Origin of the sequence: Gordonia amicalis (genome assembly GCF_022059885.1) — a bacterium.
Lineage (GTDB): Bacteria > Actinomycetota > Actinomycetes > Mycobacteriales > Mycobacteriaceae > Gordonia > Gordonia amicalis.
In genome coordinates this window covers 5,087,159-5,100,688 of the sequence record NZ_CP091855.1, presented here as the reverse complement: position 1 = coordinate 5,100,688, position 13,530 = coordinate 5,087,159, and the positions used below count along the sequence as shown (strand labels likewise).

General features: G+C 67.6%; 9 protein-coding genes and 2 pseudogenes. 8 read left to right on the top strand and 3 right to left on the bottom strand.

Annotated elements, in window-relative coordinates:
* Positions 1–72: 72 nt before the first annotated feature.
* Positions 73–1,359, top strand: a complete 1,287-nt coding sequence (locus IHQ52_RS23315; protein ID WP_024498149.1) for an adenylosuccinate synthase — start codon at positions 73–75, stop codon at positions 1,357–1,359.
* Positions 1,360–1,958: 599 nt separating this feature from the next.
* Here the strand turns inward: IHQ52_RS23315 and IHQ52_RS23310 are convergent.
* The gene (locus IHQ52_RS23310) at positions 1,959–3,377 is read right to left on the bottom strand and encodes a carotenoid oxygenase family protein (protein ID WP_159405249.1); all 1,419 of its coding nucleotides are present in this window, start codon (positions 3,375–3,377) and stop codon (positions 1,959–1,961) included.
* A gap of 145 nt (positions 3,378–3,522) precedes the next feature.
* Here IHQ52_RS23310 and IHQ52_RS23305 point away from each other — a divergent pair, with 145 nt between their 5' ends.
* The gene (locus IHQ52_RS23305; protein WP_238064308.1) at positions 3,523–5,133 is read left to right on the top strand and encodes an adenylate/guanylate cyclase domain-containing protein; all 1,611 of its coding nucleotides are present in this window, start codon (positions 3,523–3,525) and stop codon (positions 5,131–5,133) included.
* A gap of 4 nt (positions 5,134–5,137) precedes the next feature.
* Here IHQ52_RS23305 and IHQ52_RS23300 read toward each other — a convergent pair whose 3' ends face one another.
* Together IHQ52_RS23300 and IHQ52_RS23295 are read right to left on the bottom strand one after the other, a co-directional pair.
* Positions 5,138–5,530, bottom strand: coding sequence for a hypothetical protein (locus tag IHQ52_RS23300; protein WP_006438096.1), 393 nt, complete (start codon positions 5,528–5,530; stop codon positions 5,138–5,140).
* A gap of 91 nt (positions 5,531–5,621) precedes the next feature.
* A pseudogene (locus IHQ52_RS23295) lies at positions 5,622–7,213 on the bottom strand (Na+/H+ antiporter).
* Between the two features lie 44 nt (positions 7,214–7,257).
* Between IHQ52_RS23295 and IHQ52_RS23290 the strand changes: the two are divergent.
* From IHQ52_RS23290 to IHQ52_RS23265, 6 genes and pseudogenes are all read left to right on the top strand, one after another.
* Positions 7,258–7,620, top strand: coding sequence for a UBP-type zinc finger domain-containing protein (locus tag IHQ52_RS23290; protein ID WP_006438093.1), 363 nt, complete (start codon positions 7,258–7,260; stop codon positions 7,618–7,620).
* 75 nt (positions 7,621–7,695) lie between these two features.
* The gene (purT, locus tag IHQ52_RS23285; protein WP_096274657.1) at positions 7,696–9,360 is read left to right on the top strand and encodes a formate-dependent phosphoribosylglycinamide formyltransferase; all 1,665 of its coding nucleotides are present in this window, start codon (positions 7,696–7,698) and stop codon (positions 9,358–9,360) included.
* Positions 9,361–9,375: 15 nt separating this feature from the next.
* Positions 9,376–9,855, top strand: a complete 480-nt coding sequence (locus IHQ52_RS23280; RefSeq protein WP_006437797.1) for a DUF456 domain-containing protein — start codon at positions 9,376–9,378, stop codon at positions 9,853–9,855.
* A gap of 123 nt (positions 9,856–9,978) precedes the next feature.
* Positions 9,979–11,094 carry a ferredoxin reductase gene (locus IHQ52_RS23275; RefSeq protein ID WP_006437796.1) on the top strand — a complete coding sequence of 372 codons (1,116 nt, stop codon included), beginning with the start codon at positions 9,979–9,981 and terminating at the stop codon, positions 11,092–11,094.
* Between the two features lie 8 nt (positions 11,095–11,102).
* Complete coding sequence (locus tag IHQ52_RS23270) at positions 11,103–12,365, top strand: fatty acid desaturase family protein (protein ID WP_006437795.1); 1,263 nt, start codon at positions 11,103–11,105, stop codon at positions 12,363–12,365.
* Positions 12,366–12,496: 131 nt separating this feature from the next.
* Positions 12,497–13,376, top strand: a pseudogene (locus IHQ52_RS23265) (LLM class flavin-dependent oxidoreductase).
* Positions 13,377–13,530: the final 154 nt, after the last annotated feature.

Genomic DNA, 13,530 nt, shown 5'->3' with positions numbered 1-13,530 from the left:
CTTCGACACAGTAGTGTTGGTGAGGTTTGTTCTGATCAGTTCAAGCGCGCCACACGAAGGAGTACCTGAATCATGGCCGCGATCGTGCTTATCGGCGCCCAGTGGGGCGACGAGGGCAAAGGGAAGGCCACCGACCTGCTCGGCGGCCAGATCAACTGGGTTGTCCGGTATCAGGGCGGCAACAATGCCGGCCACACCGTCGTACTCCCGTCAGGTGAGACCTTCGCCTTGCACCTCATCCCGTCGGGCATCCTGACCCCCGGCGTGCAGAACGTGATCGGCAACGGCGTCGTCGTCGACCCCGGTGTGTTGCTCACCGAGCTGGGCGGACTCGAGGACCGCGATGTCGACACCTCCGGCCTCCTGATCTCGGCCGACGCGCACCTGTTGATGCCGTATCACGTGGCCATCGACAAGGTCACCGAGCGCTTCCTCGGCAACAAGAAGATCGGCACCACCGGCCGCGGCATCGGTCCCTGCTATCAGGACAAGATCGCCCGCGTGGGTGTCCGGGTCGCCGACGTCCTCGACGAGAAGATCCTCGCCCAGAAGGTCGAGGCCGCGCTCGAACTGAAGAACCAGATCCTGGTCAAGATCTACAACCGCAAGGCCCTCGATCCGGCGCAGGTCGTCGACGAGGTGCTCGGTCAGGCCGAAGGATTCAAGCACCGGATCGCCGACACCCGGCTGCTGCTCAACCAGGCGCTCGAACGCGACGAGACGGTGCTCCTCGAAGGATCGCAGGGCACGCTGCTCGACGTCGATCACGGCACCTATCCGTATGTGACCTCGTCGAATCCGACTGCGGGCGGCGCTGCTGTCGGTGCGGGTATCGGCCCCAACAAGATCACCACCGTCCTGGGCATCCTGAAGGCGTACACCACGCGCGTCGGCTCGGGCCCGTTCCCGACCGAACTCTTCGACGAGCACGGTGCCTACCTGGCCAAGACCGGTGGCGAGGTGGGCGTGACCACCGGCCGCGCCCGACGCTGCGGCTGGTTCGATGCGGTGATCGCGCGATATGCGACCCGAGTCAACGGCATCACCGACTACTTCCTCACCAAGCTCGATGTGCTGTCGAGCCTCGACACCGTGCCGATCTGTGTGGCCTACGAGGTCGACGGCGAGCGCATCGAGGACATGCCGATGACCCAGACCGGGTTCCACCACGCCAAACCCATCTACGAAGAGATGCCCGGCTGGTGGGAGGACATCTCCCAGTGCAAGACCTTCGAGGATCTGCCCCAGAACGCGCAGAACTACATCCTGCGACTCGAAGAGCTGTCCGGTGCGCACGTGTCGTGCATCGGTGTCGGACCGGGCCGCGACCAGACGATCGTTCGTCGCGCCATCGTCTGACCCTTCGATACGCCCCTCCGCAAGGTCCGGGGCTACTCGGGGCTCCGATGTCAAGCGGTGGTCGGGGTTGCTGGCTGAGCCGCCGCGTCGAAATCTCGCGCCATGCTGGTTGGTTCGGTGGGTGGGTGTGGCAATCGGGTTTCGACGCGACGCCTCGCGTTGCTCGGTGTCGGCTCAACCGGCGTGGGCTTCTGCTGGCGAGCCGGTAGCGAGCGGAGCGAGCCGCCGCGTCGAAATCTCGTGTCGTGCTGGTTGGTTCGGTGGGTGGGTGTGGCAATCGGGTTTCGACGCGACGCCTCGCGTTGCTCGGTGTCGGCTCAACCGGCGTGGGCTTCTGCTGGCGAGCCGGTAGCGAGCGGAGCGAGCCGCCGCGTCGAAATCTCGTGTCGTGCTGGTTGGTTCGGTGGGTGGGTGTGGCAATCGGGTTTCGACGCGACGCCTCGCGTTGCTCGGTGTCGGCTCAACCGGCGTGGGCTTCTGCTGGTGAGCCGGTAGCGAGCGGAGCCACCGTGTCGGAACCTCGTGTCGTGCTGGTTGGGTCGGTGGGTGGGTGTGGCAATCGGGTTTCGACGCGACGCCTCGCGTTGCTCGGTGTCGGCTCAACCGGCGTGGGGCGAAGGATCTGCCAGCCACGCCCCGTGAAGTCCCGAGGGAACGCGGAGCGGTAAGTCCACAGTCGCGATCGGGCCGTCCTCGGGTGCGTCCACGGTGAGCAGGTAGAACCGAGACGTCATATCGGTGGGGTCCGTGCCGATCGCACCCCAGTAGTCGCGTTCAGCACCCGGGATGTAGATCGGTTCGCCGATCGCGGCACCCGGCGTCCAGACCTTCTCCGTCCCGGCGACGAGGTCGTGGAACCACAGGCTGTCGAGGTCGCCGCTGTCCCTCGGTCCCTTGGCGACGCTGGCGATGCGGTGATGCTCCCGCGTCAGCATCCGGTCGTCGACCCGGGGGAACTCCATGTCCGGCTCGGTGCTGTTCAGGACGGTCTTGGTGATCCCGGCGTCGGGTCGGATGACTGCGCGCGTCAGCGACGACGACGCTCGTGTCGGCTGGTCGGCGAAGCCGCCCGGATAGGTCCATTCCACATAGTCGACGGTCACCGATCCATCGGGATTGTCGAAGGCGTTGGCGAAATGCCAGACCCAGAACGGGTCGGCGTCGACCCAGCGCACCGCGGTGCCGTCCCGCGGGATCAACGCGATGCGCGTGCCCCGCTGCGGTTGCCAGGACAACAACGACCCGCCGCTCATCACGGACTCGATGTCGAAGACGAGCGGGCACACGAACAAGACGATGTACCTGCTGGTCAACGCCATGTCGTGGATCATGATCGGCGCATCGAGGCCGTCGACCGGCGTCGGCTCGCGGGTTGCCCGCCCGTCCGGACCGACCACCGCCCAGGTCAGGTAGGGCGCCTCGAGGACGTAGTTGAACAACACCAGTTCACCGGTGGACGGATCGATCTTGGGGTGAGCGGTGCTGCCGACGAACATCGCGCCGTCGCAGTCGGTGCGGGCCAAGGTGGCGAGATCCGCGGGTGCGAGCTGATACGGCCGGTCCGCCTCGGCCATCGCCAGCAACCGCCCACCGTGCCGCACGATGTTGATGTCGGGGAGTTCGCGCACGGTCCCGGCCAGCTGGTCCCCGACCTCGGCTGCCGACGGAGTGTAGCCGTCGGTGATGCCCGACCAGATGGCATGTCCCGCAGCCTCTTCCGCCAGCACCATCGGGGTGCGGACGAACCGGTTGCGATACGACGCCCGGCCGCCGTCGAAGCCGATGCGGTGCACCATCGCGTCGCCGTCGATCGGGTAGACGTACGAGCCGATCGGGTCGAAGCGCAGGTTTGGTCCGTTGCGCAGGTAGCTGCCCCGCAGGTCGGCGGGGATCTCACCGCTGACCGGCAGGTCGGTGGCGTCCACCTCGTCGCGCTGTGGGGCGAACACGCCGGTCAGGAACGGGTTGCGGGACATGTCGACCGGCGCGGGCCGGGTCGGGACATCGGATGCGGTCATGGCGCTGCTTTCGGCGAGCCGAGGGAGACGATGATGCGTCCAGGTTAGGGTGTTCACCCAGGTCGTGGCGCCCAGTTCCCCTGCTCGTCCCGAATCCGAGGGCCGCACACGGGCGATGACGGCGGTCGTCGTGATTAGCTTGGGCATGCTTGCGAGACGGGGGAGCCGCGACTACGGGTCGATCCTGCTCGGCTCTGCCGACGAGAGCGGTTTCGCGCAGCGGGTCCGGATCCAGACGTTGCTGACCACCTCGATCGTCGTGGCGAACCTGGTCGGCGCGATCGTTGCGGCCGCGCTCGCCGCGGTCGGCATCCCGGAACCGACCGTCTTCACCGCCGAACTGTGGTGGGTCAACTTCATCGTGGTCCCGGTGTACATCCTCGCCGCGTTCGTGATCGGCATCGGATGGGGAACGGTTCTCGGCGTTCATGTTCTGCGGTGGGTCATCCGCGACGAGGTTCCGACCAAACGAGACGCGCGCCGGACGATGCGACTGCCGTGGCGGCTGTCGCTCGTGCAGGGTCTCCTCTGGTCGGGTGCCGCGGTGATGCTGACGATCATGTACGGCATCGTCGATCCGCAGCTGATCCCCAAGACACTGTTCGTCGTCGGACTGAGCGGTGTCGTCGTGGTGGCGATCTCCTACCTGTTCATCGACTTCACCCTGCGTCCCGTTGTGGCCGACCTGATCTCGGCCGGATTCCATCGCCGGAAGCAAACGGGCGTGAAGTCCCGTGCGGTGGTGTCGTGGATGGTCGGCTCGGCGATCCCGATCATCGGCATCCTGCTGGTCGTGGCGTTCGGGGTCGCACGCGACGAGACGTCCAAACTCGATCTCTTCGTCGGGGTGACGGTCCTGGGACTCACCGCTCTGTTCACCGGTCTGCTGCTGACCCTGTTGTCGTCGATGAGCATCACCGGGCCGATCCGCAGCGTACGGGCGGGGATGAACCGCGTTCGCGCGGGCGATCTGGACAACGCGGACCTCGTGGTCTACGACGGCACCGAACTCGGTGACCTCCAGGTGGGCTTCAACTCGATGGTCACGGGTCTGCGGGAACGGGAGCGAATGCGCGACCTGTTCGGCCGGCACGTGGGCCACGAGGTCGCCGAGGCGGCGTTGTCGTCGGACCCCGAACTCGGCGGCACGGAGCGCGTGGCCGCCGCGCTGTTCGTCGACGTGATCGGGTCGACGACCCTTGCGGCGCAACGCCGTCCGACCGAGGTCGTGGAGATCCTCAACAAGTTCTTCGCGGTCATCGTCCGGGCTGTCGAGGACAAGCACGGCCTGGTCAACAAGTTCGAGGGGGACGCGGTCCTCGCGATCTTCGGCGCGCCCATCGAACTCGACGACCCGGCCGGTGCGGCGCTGGCGGCTGCGCGACGCATCGTCGCCGACCTCGCGGTCGAGGTCCCGGAACTGTCCGCGGGTGTGGGCGTGAGTTACGGGTCGGTCGTCGCCGGAAACGTCGGTGCCATCGAACGTTTCGAGTACACGGTGATCGGCGACCCGGTGAACGAGAGTGCCCGGCTGTCCGAACTCGCCAAGCGGGATCCGGCGAGTCCGCTCGCTGCGGGCCGTGCGGTCGACGCCGCGGACCCGGCGGAGGCCCGGCACTGGCGGCGACAGGAGACCCTGTCACTGCGTGGCCGGACCGCCGAGACGATCGTTCACGCGGCCGCCGTCGGGGAGGAGACGACGACCGCGCACACGACGCCGGGGGAGAAGGCGCCGGGGGAGACGGCGGCCGGGTGAGAACTCAGATGGCGTCTTCGGAACTGATCAGGATGCCGTCGGGCCCGACGATGCTGAGGCCGAGCCCCTCGAACACGGAGTACTTGTACCCGTTGTTGTAGGCGACGAAGTAGTGACGGCCGCTGCCGTTCTCCTGCTCGTGAACCTCCGCCACCGGAATGCACAGGGTGTTACCGGTGCTGCGTGCCACGCCCCGGTACTCGAGGCTGCCGTCGCCCCACTCGCAGATGGTTGCGGCCGACTTCGCGGTGACGACCGAGGTGACGGTGTGCTGGCCGGCGTCGCACGACGGCGCGATCGGGGCCGCGGCGGCCGACGAGGTGCCGGTGACCAGAGCGCCGGCGGCCAGGACGAAGGACGCGCCGGCGGTGGCCAGGCGGATGTGGGTGGTCTTCATGAGAACCGAAGTTAGAGCAGAACTGTCGTCTGCAACATGGGCAGAACTCCCCGCCATCGGTCGGATGGATGACCCTTCGATACGCCCGGGGTCACGCGTCGCGGTCGTCCTGTCCCTCGGCGAAATCCAGGCGGCGGAGCGCGACCCGGAGGACCTCGTCGTCGATGCGTCCGGCGTTGCGTTCCTCGATGAAAACCTTGCGCTGCAGGTGCAGGAGTTCAGTGCGTATCCGGGAGCCAGCAGCGGTGGGGCTCTCGCCGATCGCCTCCGGGCCACGGCCGAGTTCCTCCCATGCCACGTTGCGCTGCGAGGTGATCCACTTGTGCATCAGGACCACCTGCATGCGTCGGGGGTCGTCGTCGGCCAGACCGGCCGCGATCTCCTCGAGTCGCTGCTCGGCCTCGCGCGCGGCACGGTCCTGAGCGGCGGCGTATGCGAGACGGTCCTGTGCGCGTTCGTCGCCGGTGACGCCGAGCGCCCGCGCCACCCAGGGCAGCGTGGTGCCCTGGATCAGGAGCGTGCCGACCACGACGACGAACGTCAGGAGCAGGATCTCGGCACGTGCCGGGAACGGCTCGTCGGCCTCGGTCATCAGCGGGATACCGAACGCGGCGGCGAGCGAGACGACCCCGCGCATACCGGCCCACGACACGATGAACACCGAGGACGGGGTGGGAACGGTTCGCGTTCGCGGATACGGCGGACGAACAGGCGCGGCAGGTACGCGGCCGGATAGATCCAGATGAACCGGATCAGGATCGTGGCGGTGAGGACCGCTGCGGCGTCGATGCCCACCTGGACCCAGGACTCGCCTTCGACGCCCTCGATGATGAACGGCATCTGCAGACCGATGAGGAAGAAGACGAAGGCCTCCAGGATGACGTCGATCGACTTGCGGACCGCCTCGTCCTGCAAGCGGGTCGCGTAGCCGACGCGCACCGAGCGCTGACCGAGGAACAACCCTGCCGTGACCACGCCGATGACGCCGGAACAGTGCAGTTGCTCGGCGACGAAGTACGTGGCGAACGGGACCAGTATCCCGATCGCGGTCTCCATCGGCGGATCGGTCAGCCAGATACGCACCCACGACACCGCGATGCCGACGACGAGGCCGACCACGAGACCGCCGAGCGCCGCGACGGCGAACGTCAGAAGACCCTCACCCAGCGAGGTCGTGACACCTATCGCGGCGGCCAGCGCGATTCGGAACGCGGTGAGGGCCGTGGCGTCGTTGAGCAGACTCTCGCCGCCGAGGAGCGTCATGACGCGGCGGGGCAGGCCGAGGCGCCGGCCGATCGCCTGCGCGGACACCGCATCCGGCGGGGCGACGACGGCGCCGAGGACGAGCGCCGCGGAGAGCGGGAGGTTGGGCACGGTGAGGTGGGCGACGACCCCGACCACGAAGGTCGTGGCCAGCGGCAGACCGACCGCCAGCATCCCGATCGCACGCCAGTTGGCGCGGATCGCCTGATAGGAGCTCTCCTGCGCGGCCGAGTAGAGCAGGGGCGGCAGGATCAGGAAGAGCACGAGTTCCGGGTCGAGCTCGGGTGCCGGCATGTTCGGAATCCAGCCGGCCGCCAGGCCGAGGGTCACCAGGACCAGGGGCGAGGACAGCCCGTAGCGACGGCACAGTGCAGCAACCGCCACCGCGACGACCGCGACGAGCAGAAGCGATGCACTCATCCGAGCGACTGTAATCGCCGGATGCGCCGTTGATAATGGTGAACATGCAGATCTTTCGCCGGTCCTCGACCCGCGGCGGCCAGCGGTCGGGTCCGGCATCCGCCGCCGACGACTCGTCGAACCCGTCGGCGCGCTGCCCCGAGCTCGCCGCGGTCGCGGACGGGTCGATCCCGGTGCCGGAGCCTGCTACGGGTGAAAAGCTCTGCTGCGAGGGTTGTGTGGCGATCGGCGAGGATCACTGGGCGCATCTGCGAATGTGCCTGCGGTGCGGGTACATCGGCTGCTGCGACTCCAGTCCGCGGCGGCATGCGACCGCACACTTCCACGAGACCGCCCATCCGGTCATGCGGTCCGCCGAACCCGGCGAGAGCTGGCGGTGGTGTTACGTGCACGAGGTCATCGGCTGAGAGCCGGACCACGACACCGCCCTGACCGGGTGTCACCGTGGAAGAAGATGTACTGACGACAAGTAGGATTTGGGAATGACGTCGAACAGCGAGAGCGCGACCAGCGCGGATCAGCCGGCGCCGACGATCGGTCCGCCGGACGTTATCGGCACGCCGCTGAGTCCGACGGCGACCAAGGTGATGGTGCTCGGTGCGGGCGAACTCGGCAAAGAGGTCGTGATCGCGTTCCAGCGTCTCGGCGTCGAGGTCGTTGCCGTGGACCGGTACGCCAACGCGCCCGGCCAGCAGGTCGCCCATCATGCCGAGGTCATCGACATGACCGACCCGGACGCGCTGCTCGCCGTCATCGACAAGCACCGGCCCGCCTACGTGGTGCCGGAGATCGAGGCCATCGCCACCGCGGCGCTCGTCGACGTCGCCGAACGTGGCATCGCCGAGGTCATCCCGACCGCGAGTGCCGTGGTCGCGACGATGAACCGCGAAGGCATCCGCCGCCTCGCCGACGAGGAGCTGGGCCTGCCGACGTCGCCGTATCTCTTCGCCGACACCCTCGAGGAACTGACGGTCGCCGCCCGGCAGATCGGATTCCCGTGCGTCGTGAAGCCGGTGATGTCCTCCTCCGGCAAGGGACAGTCGGTGCTGCGCGGACCCGACGACGTGGCGTCGGCGTGGGAGACCGCGAACACCGCCGGCCGCGTGCAGGGCAGCCGGGTCATCGTCGAGGGATTCATCGAATTCGACTATGAGATCACACTTCTCACAGTTCGTGCCATCGATCCCCGGACCGGCGTTCTCACCTCGCACTTCTGCGCGCCGATCGGTCATCGCCAGATCAACGGCGACTACGTGGAGAGCTGGCAGCCGCATGAGATGAGTGCGGACGCGCACGCCTCGGCGACATCGATCGCGGCGCGCATCGCCACCGCTCTGGGCGACGGAAAGCTCGCCGGCCGTGGCGTTTTCGGAGTCGAGCTGTTCGTCAAGGGGGACGACGTCTACTTCTCCGAGGTCAGTCCACGTCCACACGACACCGGCCTGGTCACCATGGCGACCCAGCGGTTGTCGGAGTTCGAGATGCACGCCCGCGCGATCCTCGGCCTGCCCGTCGACGTCACGCTGGCGTCGCCCGGCGCTTCGGCGGTCATCTACGGGCAACTCGACGAGCCCGCCATCGGATTCGAGAACGTCGCGGCGGCACTCGCGGTGCCCGAGACCGACATCCGCCTGTTCGGCAAGCCCGAGAGCTTCCATCGCCGGCGTATGGGTGTGGTCACGGCGACCGCCGACGACGTCCCGGCCGCCCGTGAGCGCGCCGTGCGTGCGGCGTCGCTCGTCTCGCCGGTTCCCGGTCGGGCCGCCGTCCGGAAGGCGACGGTCCTGCCGCCGCCTCCGCCCGCGCCGCCTCGTCGTCCGGGACCCCCGCCCGGGCACTCAGGACCTCCGCCGGGACACTCGGCACCGCCGCCGGGAGCCGCGGGACCTCCGCCCGGGCCGATCGGTCCGCCGCCCGGCCGCCCCGTCCCGCCCGGCCGTCCCGTTCCGCCACCCGGACCGCGTCCGGCGCCTCGTCCCCTCGGCGGTCCCGGTGGCCAGCGTCCGATCGCTCCCCCCGGGGCGCCCCGTCCGGCCGGTCCGCCGCGCTCGGCATCCCCGGGTCAGTCCCCGGTCATGACGTCCCTGGTGAAGACCGGGGATTCCGCCGACGGGGCGGCCCCCGGGTCGTCCGTCGCCGGCGAGTGACCGGGCGACGGACAGGTGCCGCTCTGGGGTGAGCTGCTCGTTGCGGCTGTCATCGTCGTCGGTCTGATCGGGATCGTCGTCCCGATTCTGCCGGGAACGCTGCTGATCGTGTGCGCGCTGTTCGTCTGGGCGCTCGTCGTCGGCGGCTGGGCCTGGTCCGTGTTCGCCGCGGCGATCCTGGTGATCGCGGTCGGCGAGGTCATCAAGTATCTCGTCGCGGGAAAGTCGTTGCGCACCGACGGAATCCCGAACCGGACCGTCGTCATCGGCGGACTCGTCGGGATCGTCGGATTCTTCGTCGTGCCGGTGATCGGGCTGTTGCTCGGATTCGTGGTGGGCGCGATCGTCTCCGAACTCGTGCGGACCCGAGGCCTCGAGCAGGCCTGGCGCGGTGCGCTCGCGGCTCTCAAGGCGGCGGCCAAGACGATCGGTATCGAACTCCTCTTCGCGCTCGTCGCAACCAGCATCTGGACCGGCGGCGCCTTCGTCTGGTGAGGGCGCCTTCTCCGCGTGACCTCTACATACGATCGCCGGCACTCTCGCGTGTGTACATTCGCGCTCGGATGGGTATGTACGCCGATGGCACGATGCCACGTGAGTCCGAGGGGAGGAGTGCGCGTGGGCCTACTCAAATGGAGCAAGCGCCCGGCGGCAGGAGTCGAGGCGCGCGCACCCGGGGTGAATGTTCTTCGCGGACTGGTCGCTCGGGCGACCACTCCGCTGCTCCCCGATGATTACCTTCATCTGATCAACCCGCTGTGGAGTGCGCGTGAGCTGCGCGGCAAGGTCCTCGACGTCACCAAGGAGACCGACGACACCGCGACGGTGACGATCCGCACGGGCTGGGGATTCCCCGAGAACTACAAGCCGGGCCAGTACGTCGGGATCGGCCTGCAGATCGACGGCAGGTGGCACTGGCGCTCGTACTCACTGACCTCGATCGGGTCGTCCGAGCAGGACAAGACCATCGCGGTCACGGTGAAGGCGAACCCCGACGGTTTCCTGTCCTCCCACCTGGTCGACGGGGTGAGTCCCGGGACCATCATCCGGCTGCAATCCCCACAGGGCGATTTTCACCTACCGGAGCCGGTGCCGGGCAAGATCCTCTTCGTCACCGCGGGCAGCGGGATCACCCCGGTCATCGCGATGCTGCGCCAGCTGAGGTCGCACGGGCAGACGCCGGACATCGTCCACATACACTCCGCCCCCACTCGCGACGACGTGATCTTCCTCGACGAGATGGAGCAGCTCGCCGACGAGGCCGACAAGTATGAACTCAACCTCCAATTGACAAGGGAGATGGGTAAATTCGACGTCTCACGGATGGACGAGTGGGCGCCGGACTGGCGTGAGCGGGAATGCTGGGCCTGCGGCCCGGTGGCGCTGCTCGACGCCATGGAGGCGCACTACGAGGACGGCGGCCTGCGCGAACGGTTGCACATCGAACGGTTCACCATTGCCCGCACCGATCACGGCGGCGAGGGCGGTACCGTCCGGTTCGCGATCTCCGACAAGGAGGTCGAGGTCGACGGCGCCACCACACTTCTCGAGGCAGGCGAGGATCTCGGCATCCAGATGCCCTTCGGGTGCCGGATGGGGATCTGCCAGACCTGCGTCGTCCCGCTGGCGGGTGGGTACGTGCGCGACCTGCGCACCGCCGAAGAACGTCGCGAAGGAGAACGAATCCAGACCTGCATCAGTGCAGTGTCCGGTGAATGCACCCTCGATCTGTAGGAGGCTTCATGGCCATCACCGACATCGACCAGTACGCCCACCTCACCGACAGTGACATCGAGACCCTCGGTGCCGAACTCGACGCGATCAGGCGAGACATCGAGGACTCCCGCGGTGAACGCGACGCGCGCTACATACGGCGCGCCATCACCCTCCAGCGCGGTCTCGCGGCCGGCGGGAGACTCGCACTGATGTTCAGCAACAGGAAGATCGCCTGGGCCGCGGGCACCGCCATGCTCTCGCTGGCCAAGATCATCGAGAACATGGAACTCGGGCACAACGTGATGCACGGGCAGTGGGACTGGATGAACGATCCTGAGGTCCACTCGTCGTCGTGGGAGTGGGACACCACCTGCCCGAGCGCGCAGTGGAAGCACTCCCACAACTTCGTCCACCACAAGTACACGAACGTTGTCGGGATGGATGACGATGTGGGCTACGGAATCCTGCGCGTCACCCGTGATCAGCCGTGGGAGTGGTGGAACCTGGGCAACCCGATCTACAACCTGACCCTCGGCACATTCTTCGAATACGGTGTGGCGCTGCATCATCTGGAAACGGAGAAGCTCCGCAACGGTGAGAAGACCTACCGTCAGGCCGCGAAGGACCTGCGGGTGATCGGCACGAAGGTCGGCAAGCAGGCCGCCAAGGACTACCTGATCTACCCGGCCCTGGCGGGACCCAACTGGAAGACGACGATCACCGCGAACTTCACCGCCAACATCATCCGCAACTACTGGGCGTACATGGTCATCTTCTGCGGCCACTTCCCGGACGGGGCGGAGAAGTTCACCGTCGAGGAGTTCGAGAACGAGGACCAGCCGCGCTGGTACCTGCGACAGATGCTGGGGTCGGCGAACTTCAAGGCCGGTCCGCTGATGCGGTTCATGAGCGGCAATCTCAGTCATCAGATCGAGCACCATCTCTTCCCGGACCTGCCGAGCAGTCGGTACGAGGAGATCGGGGTGCGGGTGCGGGAACTGTGCGACAAGTACGACCTGCCCTACACGACGGGTTCGCTCCTGGGCCAGTACGCACAATCGTTCCGGACGATCGCCAAACTGGCACTGCCGAATTCGCTTCTGAAGGCGACCGCCGACGACGCGCCGGAGACCGCCTCGGAGCTTCGGTTCGCGATCCGCGAGGGTTTGAGCGACCACTTCGGTGTCGATCCGGCGACGGGAAAGCGTCGCGGTCTCCGAACGGCGTTGCGGGAGTTGCGGAACTCGCCGGTGCGGTCGGCGAACGTGGGTCGGGCCGCAACGGCATAGTGTTCGAACGGAAACCGTTGCGCCACCTCGGATATCGCGCATCGTAGCGGACCGCACGACGATACGCGACATCTGCGAAAGCGTCTCCGGGTGCACGGAGTCCATGCCAGAATGGCGCCGTGCGCATCGGGATGACGATGCCCGTGATGGAGCCGGACCTCGACGCAGGCACGCTTCATTCGTGGGCCACCACCACCGACGACGGCCCGTTCAGCTCCCTGTGCTGGGGTGAACGCATCGCGTTCGACAACCCCGAGTGCCTGACGTTCCTGGGCGCGGCAGCCGCCTGGACCCGGCGGGTCCCGCTGGTGATGACCGTCGTCGTGCCGCAGCTCCACGCCGGTGATGCTGGCGAAGTCGCTGGCCACCGGCGACCTGCTGTCGGAGGGGCGGCTGACGGTGGCACTCGGGGTCGGTGGCCGGCATGAGGACTACCGGGCCGTCGGCGCGGACCCGTCCACCCAGACCATGCGGCAACTCGCCGACCGAGCCGCGACCATGAAGCGGGTGTGGGCCCGCGAGAAGCTCACCGAATCGGTGCTGCCGGTCGGTCCGCCGCCCCATCGCACGGGCGGCCCGACGCTGCATGTCGGCACCACCGGACCCAAGACGATCCGCAGCGCCGTCGACTGGGCCGACGGCATCGCCGGGGTCACCCTCGACCTCGACACGGAGAAACAGAACGCACTCTTCGACGTCGCCCGCTCCGCGTGGGCCGAGGCCGGAAAACCGGCGCCGCATCTCGCGACGTCGTTCTGGTTCGCGATCGGCGACGGTGACGGTCCGCGTGCACAGGTGACACGCCATCTGCACCACTACATGAACTGGATTCCGTCGGAGTTCGTCGACGCCATCGCTCCCACGACGGGCTGGGCAGGTACCGAGGCCGAGCTCGCGGACGTCCTGCGGCGGTTCGCCGACATCGGAACCGACGAGGTGCAACTCATCCCGACGAGTTCGGACCTCGACCAGCTCCGGCGCGCCGCGGATGTGGTCGCGGCGTTCGCCTGACTAGTGGTCGGCGTCCCGGCCGGGGCGCAGCGAGAGGACCACAGCAGGGCGGCTGCGGCCGAGAGAAGGCCCGAGAAGATCAGGCACAGGTGCATGCCGTCGAGGAACGCGTCGCCGAGGGCGTTCATGACCGTGGGCGTGTCGGCGCCGAGGT

What these genes read in the sequence shown, in the direction of transcription:
- IHQ52_RS23315 (WP_024498149.1), top strand. Translation starts at nt 73, where the DNA reads ATGGCCGCGATCGTGCTTATCGGCGCCCAGTGGGGCGACGAGGGCAAA.
- IHQ52_RS23310 (WP_159405249.1), bottom strand. Translation starts at nt 3,377, where the DNA reads ATGACCGCATCCGATGTCCCGACCCGGCCCGCGCCGGTCGACATGTCC.
- IHQ52_RS23305 (WP_238064308.1), top strand. Translation starts at nt 3,523, where the DNA reads ATGCTTGCGAGACGGGGGAGCCGCGACTACGGGTCGATCCTGCTCGGC.
- IHQ52_RS23300 (WP_006438096.1), bottom strand. Translation starts at nt 5,530, where the DNA reads ATGAAGACCACCCACATCCGCCTGGCCACCGCCGGCGCGTCCTTCGTC.
- IHQ52_RS23290 (WP_006438093.1), top strand. Translation starts at nt 7,258, where the DNA reads ATGCAGATCTTTCGCCGGTCCTCGACCCGCGGCGGCCAGCGGTCGGGT.
- purT (WP_096274657.1), top strand. Translation starts at nt 7,696, where the DNA reads ATGACGTCGAACAGCGAGAGCGCGACCAGCGCGGATCAGCCGGCGCCG.
- IHQ52_RS23270 (WP_006437795.1), top strand. Translation starts at nt 11,103, where the DNA reads ATGGCCATCACCGACATCGACCAGTACGCCCACCTCACCGACAGTGAC.